Source organism: Paraburkholderia sp. 22098, from assembly GCF_052045935.1.
Taxonomy (GTDB): domain Bacteria; phylum Pseudomonadota; class Gammaproteobacteria; order Burkholderiales; family Burkholderiaceae; genus Paraburkholderia; species Paraburkholderia caledonica.
Genome location: NZ_JBQEPV010000003.1, coordinates 50,714 through 63,527, shown reverse-complemented (window position 1 = coordinate 63,527; position 12,814 = coordinate 50,714). Strand labels below are relative to the sequence as shown.

General features: G+C 63.2%; 9 protein-coding genes. 4 read left to right on the top strand and 5 right to left on the bottom strand.

The window, feature by feature from the left end:
* Window positions 1–38 precede the first annotated feature (38 nt).
* The 4 genes from ACTJLB_RS06940 to ACTJLB_RS06925 all read right to left on the bottom strand — a co-directional run bounded on the left by ACTJLB_RS06940 (window position 39) and on the right by ACTJLB_RS06925 (window position 4,376).
* Complete coding sequence (locus tag ACTJLB_RS06940) at window positions 39–1,418, bottom strand: amidase (protein ID WP_440782870.1); 1,380 nt, start codon at window positions 1,416–1,418, stop codon at window positions 39–41.
* A gap of 59 nt (window positions 1,419–1,477) precedes the next feature.
* The gene (locus tag ACTJLB_RS06935) at window positions 1,478–2,158 is read right to left on the bottom strand and encodes a GntR family transcriptional regulator (protein WP_020069007.1); all 681 of its coding nucleotides are present in this window, start codon (window positions 2,156–2,158) and stop codon (window positions 1,478–1,480) included.
* 159 nt (window positions 2,159–2,317) lie between these two features.
* The gene (locus ACTJLB_RS06930; protein WP_027804793.1) at window positions 2,318–3,667 is read right to left on the bottom strand and encodes an MFS transporter; all 1,350 of its coding nucleotides are present in this window, start codon (window positions 3,665–3,667) and stop codon (window positions 2,318–2,320) included.
* Between the two features lie 22 nt (window positions 3,668–3,689).
* On the bottom strand, window positions 3,690–4,376 hold the full coding sequence (locus ACTJLB_RS06925) for a DUF2848 domain-containing protein (RefSeq protein WP_440782869.1): 687 nt from the start codon (window positions 4,374–4,376) through the stop codon (window positions 3,690–3,692).
* Window positions 4,377–4,545: 169 nt separating this feature from the next.
* Between ACTJLB_RS06925 and ACTJLB_RS06920 the strand changes: the two genes are divergently transcribed.
* The 3 genes from ACTJLB_RS06920 (at window position 4,546) to ACTJLB_RS06910 (ending at window position 9,061) form a co-directional block, all read left to right on the top strand.
* Window positions 4,546–6,303, top strand: coding sequence for a cation:proton antiporter (locus ACTJLB_RS06920; RefSeq protein WP_440782868.1), 1,758 nt, complete (start codon window positions 4,546–4,548; stop codon window positions 6,301–6,303).
* A gap of 128 nt (window positions 6,304–6,431) precedes the next feature.
* Window positions 6,432–7,916, top strand: a complete 1,485-nt coding sequence (locus ACTJLB_RS06915) for a gamma-glutamyl-gamma-aminobutyrate hydrolase family protein (RefSeq protein ID WP_440782867.1) — start codon at window positions 6,432–6,434, stop codon at window positions 7,914–7,916.
* A gap of 356 nt (window positions 7,917–8,272) precedes the next feature.
* Window positions 8,273–9,061 carry a DUF2968 domain-containing protein gene (locus ACTJLB_RS06910; protein WP_392394234.1) on the top strand — a complete coding sequence of 263 codons (789 nt, stop codon included), beginning with the start codon at window positions 8,273–8,275 and terminating at the stop codon, window positions 9,059–9,061.
* 1,553 nt (window positions 9,062–10,614) lie between these two features.
* On the opposite strand, the gene ACTJLB_RS06905 is transcribed toward ACTJLB_RS06910, so the two are convergent.
* Window positions 10,615–11,148 carry an N-acetyltransferase family protein gene (locus ACTJLB_RS06905; RefSeq protein WP_440782866.1) on the bottom strand — a complete coding sequence of 178 codons (534 nt, stop codon included), beginning with the start codon at window positions 11,146–11,148 and terminating at the stop codon, window positions 10,615–10,617.
* A gap of 310 nt (window positions 11,149–11,458) precedes the next feature.
* Between ACTJLB_RS06905 and ACTJLB_RS06900 the strand changes: the two genes are divergently transcribed.
* Complete coding sequence (locus tag ACTJLB_RS06900; protein WP_027804790.1) at window positions 11,459–12,760, top strand: MFS transporter; 1,302 nt, start codon at window positions 11,459–11,461, stop codon at window positions 12,758–12,760.
* Window positions 12,761–12,814 lie beyond the last annotated feature (54 nt).

The following is a 12,814-nucleotide window of genomic DNA, read 5'->3' as shown; positions in this document are numbered from 1 at the left end:
CACACGACGCCACACCCGCACGCAAACCGTGACGCCGCTCAGCGAATCGCGTTGAGCACCGCTTCGGCGCCCCGGCCAATGGCGAGAAGCGCGTCGTCCGCGTGCGGCGCGCCTGCCAGCATCAGGCCAACCGGCGCGTCGCCTCGCAGGTGGCAAGGCAGCGACAGCGCGCAGGCGTCGAGGAAGTTGAACACGCCCGGGTTGCGCAGCATCAGTGCGTTGGTGCGGCCGAAAAGGTCGTCGTCGGAAACGAGTTCGGCGACGCGCGGCGGCAGTATCGGCACGGTCGGCGCCACTACCGCGTCGAAGCGCTGCCACAGCGTGCGGGCCGCTTCGGCGAGCATCGCGTCGCGTTCGGCGAGCAGGTCCAGATAGTCGGCGGCGCTCGCCGGCTGGCCCTTGAGAATGCGCACCAGCACGCGCGGATCGTATTGTTCGCGGTGTTTCTCCAGCAAAGGACGATGCCACGCATACGCTTCGATCGGCGAAAAGCCGAAGCGGTTGATGTCCGGCAGACGGTCGAGCGATGCAAAGCGCACTTCGCTGACAATGGCTCCGGCCGCTTCGAGGTGCTTGAGCGCGGTGTCGACGGCCGCCGCGACCTCGGGCTCGACGCTGTCGGTAACGTAGTTGGTCAGCACGCCGAGGCGCACGCCTTCGAGCGGCCGCGCAGCCGGCACGCGCGGTTCGAGCCCGGCGAGCATGCGGTCCACCAGTGCGCAGCACGCCACCGAGACGCCGATCGGGCCGAACGAATCGAGCGTCGGCGAAAGCGGCACGCCGCCTTGCTTCGGAACGCGCGCGGCGGTCGGCTTGAAGCCGGTCAGACCGCACAGCGCGGCCGGAATGCGAAGCGAGCCGCCCGTGTCGGTGCCGAGCGCGACGGCGGCCATGCCGTCCGCGACGGAAGCCGCCGCGCCCGACGACGAGCCCCCCGAGATCCGCTCGTCGCCCTTTACGTCGCGCCGGTACGGCGACAGCGGGTTGCCGTAGTGCGGATTGAGTCCGAGCCCGGAAAACGCGAATTCGCTCATATTGGTTCGTCCGACGATCACCGCGCCCGCCCGCTTAAGGCGCGCGACGGCCACGGCGTCCTGCGTGGCGGCGGGTGCGTCGGCAAGCACCGTCGAGCCGGCGCGGGTCGGCTGGCCTTCGATGTCGAACAGGTCCTTTACCGAGACCGGGATGCCGGCGAGCGGCGAGAGTACCGTGCCGGCGGCGCGTAAACGGTCGTGCGCATCGGCGGCCTGGCGTGCGCCGTCGGCATCGACGTGCATGAAGGCGACCGCGCCCTGGCCGGCCGGATCGGCGATCCGTTCGAGCGCGGTTTCGACGAGCGCGCGGCTCGTGGTGCGCCCCGCGGCAAGGTCGGCGGCGAGCTGGGCAAGCGGCGGGAAGGGCGTGAATTCAGTGGCCATGTCGTTCGATCCAGTTGGTCTGCGTGAAGCCGCTTACGTAACGGTCCTACATGCGGGTTCTACATGCGGTTGAAAAGCGTCGCGCGGAATGCCTCGATATGTTTCTGCACCGAGCGTTTCGCGCCTTCGGCGTCGCGCTCGCGCAGCAGGCGGAACAGTTCGAGGTGTTCTTCGTGAACGTCTTCGAGATGATGCGGCTCAGAGAGTGAAATGAACCAGAAGCGCAACGAGCGCTCATGCAGTCCGCGCAGAATGTCGGCGAGCACCGCGTTGCGCGAGGCGGCCGAAATGGCCAGATGGAACTCGCGGTCAATGTCCATCATGCCTTCTATGTCGTGCGCGGCGACGCACACGGCCGAGCGCTCCAGCAGCGTCTGCATCGCGTCGTAGTCGTGCTGTTGCGCGTGACGCGCGGCGAGTTCGACGCAGTAGCTCTCGTTGACGAGGCGCACGTCGATGATCGCAAGCACGTCGTCGAGTGAAACCGGGCGCACCATGATGCCCTTGCGCGGCATGATGGTCAGCATCCCTTCGTGCACGAGCCGGTGCAGCGCCTGGTGCACCGGCGTCCTGCCGATGCCGGTCAGCGCCATCAACTCCGCTTCGTTGAGCACCTCGCTCGGCCGCAAACGCATCGTGATGATTTCGCGCTTGACGAACGCATAAGCCTGTTCGGCGAGACTCGCGTTGGCGGTCGCGCGGGTGGGCCGTGGAGGGCGGGCGGTCTGCAAAAGCGTCATGTGAAGAAGGAGCGGACGATGTCGTCCGCGCATTGTAGAGCAAGGTCGAGCGAGCTTTTCGCGGGCGTGGTGGGCGCGGGCTTCGGTCCGATGCAAGCTGCGTGAACCTGGCCTGTCAGGGTGGCTCGTGCCCGCCACGCCACACCAACTATTGATACCTCACGCGCTGCCCGCCACCGTTGTCGCGGCGTGCTGAACTCTGACACGCGGCATCATCAGTGTGACGAGGCCGCCCACGATCAGCGCGCCCGCTATCAGCACGAGCCCGAACGTCACGCTATGCGTCGCGTCTTTCACGATACCGAGTACATACGGGCTGACATAACCGGCGAGGTTGGCGATCGAATTGATCACCGCAATGCCGGCGACCGCAGCGGTGCCTTGCAGGAAGCTCGTCGACATCGACCAGAAGATGCCGAAGCCCGCGAGAATGCCGATATACGCAATCGACAAACCGGTGACGGCAAGCGGAATCGAGTTCGTAACCGACGCGCTGCCGAGCAGGCCCGCCGCGCCGATGAAACAGCACACGGCGTAATGCCAGCGGCGCTCGCCGGTCACATCCGACGAACGGCCGATCAGAATCATGCCGATACCGGCAGCCAGATACGGAATCGCGGTAACGAAGCCATTGGTCACGAGATTCGTCACGCCGAGGTCTTTGACGATCTGCGGCAGCCAGAACGAAAAACCCGCATTGCCGGTGACGAGGCAGAAGTAGATCAGCGTGAGCAGCCAGAAGCGGCCCGAACGCAATGCGACCGAGAGGCTATGTTCGGCGCCTTCTGCCGCAGCCGCGGCATTCTCGCGCGAGATGCGGGCGAGGATTACGCGTTTTTCGTCGTCGCTCAGCCACGGGGCCTCGGCGGGCGTGTTGCGCAACACGGCGAGCGCCCAGAAGCCGGCGAGAATCGACGGAATGCCTTCGATCAGGAACATCCACTGCCATCCGCGCAAGCCGTGCGCTTCGTGCAGCGCCGACATCAGGAAACCCGACAACGGCGCGCCGATGATGCCCGCCACCGGAATCGCAGCCATGAACACGGCGACCATGCGCGCGCGGCGGTCGGACGGGAACCAGAAAGTCAGATACAACACGACGCCCGGCACCAGTCCGGCTTCGGCGACGCCGAGGAAAAAGCGCAGCACGTAGAACATGGTCTCGCTGCGTACGAACATCATCAGACACGACAGCAGGCCCCACAGCATCGTGATGCGGGCGATGGTGGCGCGCGCACCGAATTTCTTCAGCAGCAGGTTGCTCGGCACCTCGAATACGAAATAGCCGAAGAAGAAAATTCCCGCGCCCAGTCCGTACGCGGCGTTGGAAAGTCCGAGATCGCCGGTGAACTGCAGCTTCGCATAACCGATGTTGACGCGATCCAGATACGACAGCACGTAGACAAGGAACAGGAACGGCATGATGCGCCACGTGATCTTGTGGATGGCGGCGGCTTCGAGCGAGGCGTCGGAGGACGCGTCGGCAGCGGATGGCAATGGGGTGCTCATGAATGCCTCATTGAACGATAGCTCATTCGACAACAGGTAACGCGCGCACGCGGTAGGCGTGGCGCAGCGTGCGGTTCAGTACGGGGTCGTGCAATTCGAGTTCGAGCGCGTCGCCGTCGACCATACCGACAATGCCGCCTTGAACCGCGAGCGTGCCGCAGAACATGGCCGCGCCTTGTGCGAGCGGCGCGCGCGCGAGCAGGTCGGCGGCCGGGAGCAGCGAGGCGACGCTGCCTTGCTGATACACGCGGCGCTCGCCGTTCGCGATCGCATAGGCGCGCAGTTCGAGCTGATCCCAATGGTCGGCGACGTCTTCGAATCGCCACGCGTCGCGCGCGACCGGCTTCGGACACACCTGCTTGGAGACGGTCACGCCGTAGGCCTCGACTTCGCGGTCGGTGTGATCGGAGCCGACCGTGACGAGCAGTCCCGCACTGGAATGCACCAGCACGCATTCCGCTTCACCGCTCGACTTCGTGCCGACAACGTCGATCTGTTCGGCTTGCGTCAGCAGTTCGGAGCCGAGACGGTAAAAGCACGGCGTAGTGGACGGGCGCTTCACGCCGAGTTCGGCAAGCTCGGCAATGTGGTGCTCGATTGCGGCCTGATCGCGGCCTGCCCAGCCGGCGATCGTGAGGCGGTTTACATCGATTGAAATGGCGCGCTCGGCGCCGGAACGGTCTACAACCTTGAAAGACACCTGCAACATGAGCGAACTCCGGAACGATATGCGGCAAATATTATTGTGATATTTCACAGGCGTCCAGCGTGTCAAAAACATTGGCTTCCGATCGCCGACGGGCGCGCAAGCCGCGGCGCCGAAGATGGTTTGTTACACTGCGCTTCTTTGAACATTACTTTTTGTAAGGGAAAGACGCATGCATGAAGGCATCGGCTTCATTCAGGATCTGGCGGTCGTGATGGCGCTCGCCGGCGTCGTTACCGTGCTGTTCCATCGCCTGAAGCAGCCGGTGGTGCTCGGCTATATCGCGGCGGGCGTGATCATTGGGCCGTACACGCCACCGTTTCAGCTGATCCACGACGAACAGACCATCAAGACGCTGGGCGAACTGGGCGTTGTGTTCCTGATGTTTTCGCTCGGTCTCGAATTCAGTCTGCGAAAGCTTTTCAAGGTGGGCGCGACCGCGATCGTCGCGGCGCTCTCCGAAATCGTATTGATGCTGTGGCTAGGCTATGAGATCGGCAGCGCATTCGGCTGGAGCCCGATGGATTCGTTGTTCCTCGGCGCGATACTCGCCATTTCGTCGACGACCATCATCGTCAAGGCGTTGTCTGAGCTTGGCCTGAAGCGCGAGAGTTTCGCGCAACTCGTATTCGGCATTCTGATCGTCGAAGACATTCTCGCCATCGCAATGCTCGTGCTGCTGTCCGGCATCGCGCAAACAGGGCAGTTGAGCGCGGGCGTTGCAGCTGTCACGCTGGGCAAGCTGTTGCTGTTCATGACGGTGTCGCTGGTTGTCGGCATTCTCGTCGTGCCGCGCGCGCTGAATTACGTCGCGCGTGCCCGCAGCGACGAGATGTTGCTCGTCGCCGTGCTCGGGTTCTGTTTCGGTTTCTGCCTGCTGGCAGTCAAGCTCGACTACAGCATTGCGCTGGGCGCGTTCCTGATCGGCGCGATCATGGCCGAATCGCGTCATCTGCATCGAATCGAGCATTTGATTGCGCCGTTGCGCGACGCGTTTTCTGCGATCTTTTTCGTCACCATCGGCTTGATGCTGAATCCCACGGTGCTCGTCGACTATGCCTGGCCGATTGCCGTCATCACGGTCGCGGTCATCGTCGGCAAGATCGTCTCGTGCGGGCTCGGCACCTTTCTCGCGGGCAAGGACGGCCGCACGGCGATGCGCGTCGGCATGACGGTCTCACAGATCGGTGAGTTCTCGTTCATCATCGCGTCGCTCGGTTTGACGCTGAAGGTGACGAGCGCGTTTCTTTATCCGATTGCGGTGGCCGTATCGGCTTTGACGACGCTTTTCACGCCTTATCTGATACGCGCTGCAGATCCGCTCACGCGGCGTTTCGCCGACACGATGCCGCGCACGCTCGTCAATGTGTTCGGCATGTATAGCCAGTGGTTGAGCAGCCTCAGCACAGAAAGCGGCGAGCCGACGCTTTTCAGCATGACGCGGCGAATCATCCTGCAGATCGCGGTGAATCTCGCGTTGGTTGCCGCGATTTTTCTGATTGTGTCCTACGGCGCGCCTTACATCAGTACTGTGTTGACGCGTTGGGTCAGTTCCGAGCCGATGCAGCGCGTCGTGCTGTGGAGCGTCGCACTGCTCGTGTCGATGCCGTTTCTGGTGGCGGTTTATCGCAAGACCAAGTCACTCGCGTTGCTGCTCGCCGAGGTGAGCGTGCAGCCGGCGACGGCCGGGCGCTTTACCAGCGCGCTGCGTTATGCGATCTCCGATCTCGTGCCGGTGGTGTGCATGGTCGGCGTGTTTCTGCTCGTCGCAGCGCTCTCGGGCGGTATTCTGCCACCCACCGGCCTGCTCGCCGCGGTGCTGATCTGCGCGGCGCTGCTGCTCGCGCTCGTGTGGCGCTGGTGCGTGAAGATTCACGCGGCAATGCAGATCGCGCTGCGCGAAACTTTTGACGAACAACCGGATCCCTAAGTTAGACGGAACTGCGCGAGGCGGCCCGACAATGTGAGCAATTGTGTGCGGGTTTGCCGGGTCAGGCACGCTGGCGGATAATCAGGGCATATTCATTCGTTCGCGTGGAAGGCGCCTGTCCAACAGTCATGAGCGAAAACAAACCCGAAAACGCTGGTCAACCCGGCAGTTCAACGCCGCCTGCGGCATCGCCGGAAAGCTTCAGCCAAACCCCGGCCGAGCCGACCACATCGTTACCCCTCTCGCATGAAGACGCCATTCAGTCGCCCGTGAAAGATCCGGTCGCGTCGAAGGCGGCGCCGTCGTCTGTGCCAGTCACGGCATCGGTCACGGCGCCGGCCGCTTCGTCGGAGGCGGCTGTGAGGTCATCGACTGACGACCCCGAAAGCGCGTCCACCGTTACGCCGGTCGTCAAACGGACCGCCCAGCAACGCGACGCGGCCGAGGCGCGCAGTTCCGCCGCGGCTTCCACCGCGAAGCAGGAGGCCGCGGTTCATGAGCGCGACGCGCGCCCGGTTCGCGGCCGCGAAGTTCCGTCCACTCATAGCGCGACGCCGCTGACCAGTGAACCGATTCAAGGCGAACTCATCACTTCGGCCGACGACGTGCTCGCCGCCGAAGACGCCGCTGCATCCGCCGCGCGTCCGGCTGGTTCGCCGCCGCCGGGCTTCGGCGCCGCGCCCGATTTCACCGCGACCAACCCGCCGCCGCCGAATGCGTTGCCGCCGTCGCCACCGCGCTATCTGAAGCAGACGGACTCGGCGTGGTCCGTGTTTGGCCGCATCATCGCGGCGCGCGCGCGGCAGCTGTTCGATCGGGCCGGTCAGCGGATCACGCAGCGCACGCTGCGCATCGGCGTATCGGCGCGAATCTTTCACCCGGAGCCGGGGGCGAAAGGGCTGCGCGGCAAGACGCTGCAATATCTCGAGGAGTCAATTGCGCACTGGGTGATGTCGCGCGACGTGCTGGTCTTCATGATTCCGACCGTCGGACACCAGGGCATGCTGCATCCGAGCAACATCCGTTTGCGCGACTACGCGAAGCATCTCGACGGCCTGTTGCTGCAAGGCGGCGCGGACGTTTCGCCCCAATCGTATGCGGAGGCGGCGACAAGTCCCGAATGGCCCGGCGACCGCGTGCGCGACATGTACGAGCTCGAACTGCTGCATGAATTCATCGAGTCTGGCAAGCCGGTGCTCGGCGTGTGCCGCGGTTGCCAGCTGATCAACGTGGCGTTCGGCGGGACCCTGTATCAGGATATCGCCACCGACGTGCCGACCGCCGGTGCGCACGTGAACGAAGATTACGATCAGCATCGGCACGCCATTCATTTCCCCGACGGCTCGACGCTCGCCAATATGTTCCCCGCCCGACGCGATGCGATCGTCAACTCGATTCACCATCAGGCGGTCAAGACGCTCGGCCGCGATCTGAATATCGAGGCGGTGTCGGCATCGGACGGCATTATCGAAGCCGTGCGCTACCGGCGCGCGCCTTTCGTGATGGGTGTGCAATGGCATCCCGAGTTCCATCGCGCGGGCGGTCCTGAGTTGCTCGATTGCACGCCGCTGCTGGATACATTCCTGCGAGTGGCGCGCGAAACGCGCTTCTAGGCATGGGTTACGGCAGTTCGCGCTTGCGTATTGCCGACGAGGCCCGGTGCTGGAAAATGTGATTCGTCAGAGGCGCCACTGCGTAAGTGGCGCCTTGTTATTTATGCGCTCGCCGTTATCACTTGCGCGTGGCGTCTGGGCCTAACGTCTTGTCGATTGACGCCATATTTTTCCTGCGTCTCAAGCCTTATCCAGATATGTTTTATTTCGCGATAGGCGGGCATGTCATGTCTTTCGGAGAACGTAGTTTTATCTCAATTTAAAGTCCAATTTTGCGACGCTTCAATGCTTCGCTTAAGCGACAATCCGCGCGATAATCCAAAGCTGTTTTCTGGATCCGCATGGAGCATGCACGTATGAAGTACACCTTATTGATACGGCGCGCCATGCTGCTCGCGACTTCGTGTGCGCTGTTGCAGCATGGCGGGTTCGTGCTGGCCGCGCAAGGCGAAATGGCCGCACCCATGGTCGGCACGCGGCCGGCCATGAACACTCTGACGCCGCAGCCTGTCGTCGCTGCGTTGCGCGACGCGGCGTCGGGGGGCGCCTCGGCCTCGGCTGTGTCGCTTGCGCCAGGCGCATCGAGTTCGTTGGCGCAGTCCGCTGCATCGCCCGAGTCGCCGATGTCTGGCGACGCGCAAGGCAACGTGGCCGAGTTAATGCAAATGATTCAGGACACGAAGCTGAGCGAATTGCGCACCACGTACAACGGCAGTTATGGCGCGAGCCTTTTCTTTTATCCTCGCGAGATGACGTACTACGTCGCGTTGTTTCAGGACAAGCATTTCTGGCGGGTAATCAAGTCGGCGGACGCGGGCCGGGCTGAAGCGATTTACGCGGGATTCGTACAGCAAACCGCGCAGTTGGCTGAGGTAGAGATTCACCGGACGCAGTTGCAGGCGCAGAAGGCATACATAGAGGACACTATCGCGCTATCCGAAGATCGTGCGAAGCGCCTGCAAGCCGACCTCGAAGTCGCCCGCACCCAGCAGGCCAAGGTCAACGACTACCAGCGTCAAACGCTAAACGAAGCCGCCGCGTTACGCGAGGAGAAGGAGCGGGCGCAGGCGCAACTGCGGCAGGTGCAAGGTCAGGTCATGCAATTGCAACGGCAGACCGAAATGGGCTTGGCAGGCCAGAAGTAAATGCGCTTGAATGCGGAGGAAGCCCGGCTTTGGTAGCCGGGCTTTTTTATGCCGCCGTTCCCGTGGCTATTTGATGAATTGATCTGGGGCTTCCGTCACTCGCCGATGTGTGAGACGGGCGCTCCACTGCTGCCCGGCGCTCCCGTCCAGATTCGCGGATGGTGCCTGCTGCGCCTGCTGAGTCGAGCTGCCATGCCGAGTGCTCGCGGACATGTCGACAAACGTGTAGTCGCTCGTGCCTGGCTGCGTCGGCGCGGGCGGCGAGTATGAGCCCGCAACCGACGGTTTGACGAACATCCGCGTTACAGGCGGTGACATTGCGATAGTCGACGCGCTGTCGACTGCATGCCGGCGATGGTTCACAGCGTCAGCTCTCGGGCGATGTCCATACAGGGTCCGGCGATCGCCGTCATTCCTCTCGGCAACCGGCGTGCGTGTGCGGACGATGGTCGCTGACCGGTGCGTTTCGATCGACGCGGTTGTCGGCGAGTGCAGCGTCGAGTTGCCCGGAGCAACGGTCCGGGCCGTGCCGGACGCCGATGCGGTTTGCGCATGCTGCCGTACAGAAACAGCGCTTGCACCGCTCATGTTTGCTATTTCGGCGACGCTGTTCGAAACGTCAACGGTATCGCGCCGCGGAATCTGCGCGGCCGGCGTCTCGCGCTCGACAACAGCTATGTCAGCCCGCTTCGTAGGGTTGCTATTGCGCGGACCACGGACGTCGACATGGCCGAGCGCCGTCCATGCGAGCAGTGCGGCGCCGCTCAACGCGCAGGCGCCACTCGCCAAGGCCCACCGCGGCATGAGGGGCGCGCGTGCCGCGGGTCCTGCGACATGCGCTTTCACTGGCGCAAAGGCATGCTGAAAAGGGGGAGCCTCAGGCGCAGCCAGACTGTCCGTGAGAACGGAGTGCCCCGGAGGCAAGCCGCCCCGAAGTGGCAACGCCTCCGCCTCATGCTCGCCCACTGCCTCCGGTATCCTGGCGCCCATAGTCATCGCCGCGTTAACGTCGGCAAGCTGATGATTCGGCGCCACCCATCGACAGAACGAGCGAATAGGCTGGTCGCGTAAGTCAAATGTCTTGAGGGCCGCTCCGTAAAGCCCGTGCAGCCCTTTATCCACGCGGTGGCATGGCGCGAGCAACGTCCACCCGCGGCCGAAGGGCGCCGGCACATCATTGAACGGGCGGGAGCGGGGCAACGCCATCGCGCCGTCAATTATGGTTAAAGGTGTGGTGGGCATCGATCTCTTCCAGCGCCTCGGGGACGGACGCCGCCTGGCGTCCCGTAGGTCGGAGAGACGATGGCCTCGGAGCAGTACGCGAAGCGGAAAACGCTTCATGCGTCCACGCGCAAAAGCGCAGGGACGCGCATGAGCCTCCGCGAATGCATCAGCACTTCAGCAGGAAAGCCATCGTCGGGAAGAAAGCATGATGCGCCCGAACGAAACCGGCAACGCTCAGACGCTTCGCAACGTGAGTGCAGATCTGTCCGGGATTGCAGCGCTCAAGACGCAGTTCAACACGCAGCTCAAGACGCAACTCAAGACGCAACTCAAGCGCTCGACTTGTCCAACCGATAAACATAGCGCAGCGCCGTGATATCCACGCCGCCCATGCGATCCGGCTCTGCGCCGACATACTGCCAGCCTTGCCGTTCGTAGAAACCGATAGCCGGCAGATTGCCCTCTAACGCGAACAAATAGAGTTGGGTCTCACCCTGCGCGCGAGCCCAGTCTTCGGCGGCGCGCATCAGCAGTCTGCCGACGCCAATGCCCTGATGCTCCGGCAGTGCATGCAGGTTATCCAGCAGCACGCCCCACGCGGATTCCGGTTGACTCTCCACGCATACGAAGCCAACGGGCTCGCCGCCCAGTTCTGCAATCGCCACCATGCGACGCTCTCCGCCCGGCGCGCTCATGCGGGCTTCCCAATAGGCGGCGCGCTCCTGAGTGACTTCACCGTCCAGAAAAGCGTCGGGCAACAGACCACGATAAGTGGCGCGCCAGCTCGTGCTGTGAATAGACGCGATAAGCGCTGCGTCGGCGATGGTTGCGGGGCGCAGCGAAAGGGCAGAGGCGGTTGGCATCGGGAAGGGCATCACGGCAATGACGAGTTGCAATTCTAACGGTCGCGAGTGGCGCAGCCGGCTGTAATGAAAATGTAGGGAATACGCAACAGCAGTATCGACGGTAACATGCTGTGGCGCGGTTTCCGGCGGACCTCAACGTTTACCCTGATACCGCTAAAGTGTATTGGGTCGCAGAATTCAGCGCCCCCGGCGCGGCCCAACCTGCGGCCAACCATTTGCCTGTGGCATCCGCATTCTCACCGGGCGCGGATCGTTTCAACTGCCAGATCGCCGCGGCTCGCCGGGCGTGGGCTTATCAGAGAACGTCATGTCAACAGCGTCACACGCTATCTCCTCGTCGCAAGAATCCAAAGCCAAGACAGTGTTCCGCGTAGTCAGCGGCAACTTTCTTGAGATGTACGACTTCATGGTCTACGGCTACTACGCGTCCGCGATTGCCAAGACCTATTTTCCGAGCGGCAGCGAGTTTGCGTCGCTGATGCTTTCGCTGTCGGTATTCGGCGCGGGCTTCCTGATGCGGCCGCTCGGCGCGATTGTCCTCGGCGCTTATATCGACCATCACGGTCGCCGCAAGGGGCTGATCCTCACCCTGGGCCTGATGGCGCTCGGCACGCTGACCGTAGCGTCCATTCCCGGCTACGCGACGATCGGCCTGCTTGCCCCGGTGCTCGTGCTGCTGGGTCGTTTGCTGCAAGGCTTTTCCGCGGGCGTGGAACTGGGCGGGGTGTCGGTGTATCTGTCGGAGATCGCCACCAAAGGCAACAAAGGCTTCTATTGCGCGTGGCAGTCGGGCAGCCAGCAAGTTGCCGTGGTGTTCGCCGCGCTGCTCGGCGTGATGCTCAACAAGATGCTGCCCGCCGACCAGATGAGCGCATGGGGCTGGCGCGTGCCGTTCCTGATCGGCTGCCTGATCGTGCCGTTTCTGTTCATGATTCGCCGCTCGTTGAAGGAAACCGAGGAGTTCTCGGCGCGCAAGCATCGTCCGGGAATGGGCGAGATCATGAAGACCATGGCCGCGAACTGGGGCACCGTGCTGGGCGGCATGGGCATGGTGATCATGACCACTGTGTCCTTCTACATGATCACGGCTTATACGCCGACCTTCGGCAAGGAAGTGCTGAAGCTGTCGTCGATCGACACGCTTGTCGTCACCGTCTGCATCGGTCTGTCGAACCTGATCTGGCTGCCGCTCGCGGGCGCGCTGTCGGATCGCATCGGCCGTCGTCCGGTGTTGCTCGCTTTTACGGCGCTCACCATCGTCACCGCGTACCCGGCGCTGCAATGGCTCGTCGCGGAGCCGTCGTTCGCGCGCCTGCTCGCTGTCGAGTTGTGGCTGTCGTTCCTCTACGGCAGCTATAACGGCGCGATGGTCGTGGCGCTGACCGAAGTCATGCCGGTCGAAGTGCGCACCGCAGGCTTCTCGCTCGCGTACAGCCTTGCCACGACGATCGGCGGTTTCACGCCGGCCATTTCCACGCTGCTGATCCATTCCACCGGCAACAAGGCGGCGCCGGGCCTGTTCCTCGGCGTGGCCGCGATCTGCGGGCTGATTGCAACGCTCGTGCTGTACCGCACGCCTGAATCGCGCGATCAATACAAAGCAGCATGACTCTGAGTGTGTGCTGACGTCGCTCGCGACGTCGACGCAACAAAAACAAAAAAC

What these genes read in the sequence shown, in the direction of transcription:
- ACTJLB_RS06940 (WP_440782870.1), bottom strand. Translation starts at nt 1,418, where the DNA reads ATGGCCACTGAATTCACGCCCTTCCCGCCGCTTGCCCAGCTCGCCGCC.
- ACTJLB_RS06935 (WP_020069007.1), bottom strand. Translation starts at nt 2,158, where the DNA reads ATGACGCTTTTGCAGACCGCCCGCCCTCCACGGCCCACCCGCGCGACC.
- ACTJLB_RS06930 (WP_027804793.1), bottom strand. Translation starts at nt 3,667, where the DNA reads ATGAGCACCCCATTGCCATCCGCTGCCGACGCGTCCTCCGACGCCTCG.
- ACTJLB_RS06925 (WP_440782869.1), bottom strand. Translation starts at nt 4,376, where the DNA reads ATGTTGCAGGTGTCTTTCAAGGTTGTAGACCGTTCCGGCGCCGAGCGC.
- ACTJLB_RS06920 (WP_440782868.1), top strand. Translation starts at nt 4,546, where the DNA reads ATGCATGAAGGCATCGGCTTCATTCAGGATCTGGCGGTCGTGATGGCG.
- ACTJLB_RS06915 (WP_440782867.1), top strand. Translation starts at nt 6,432, where the DNA reads ATGAGCGAAAACAAACCCGAAAACGCTGGTCAACCCGGCAGTTCAACG.
- ACTJLB_RS06910 (WP_392394234.1), top strand. Translation starts at nt 8,273, where the DNA reads ATGAAGTACACCTTATTGATACGGCGCGCCATGCTGCTCGCGACTTCG.
- ACTJLB_RS06905 (WP_440782866.1), bottom strand. Translation starts at nt 11,148, where the DNA reads ATGCCAACCGCCTCTGCCCTTTCGCTGCGCCCCGCAACCATCGCCGAC.
- ACTJLB_RS06900 (WP_027804790.1), top strand. Translation starts at nt 11,459, where the DNA reads ATGTCAACAGCGTCACACGCTATCTCCTCGTCGCAAGAATCCAAAGCC.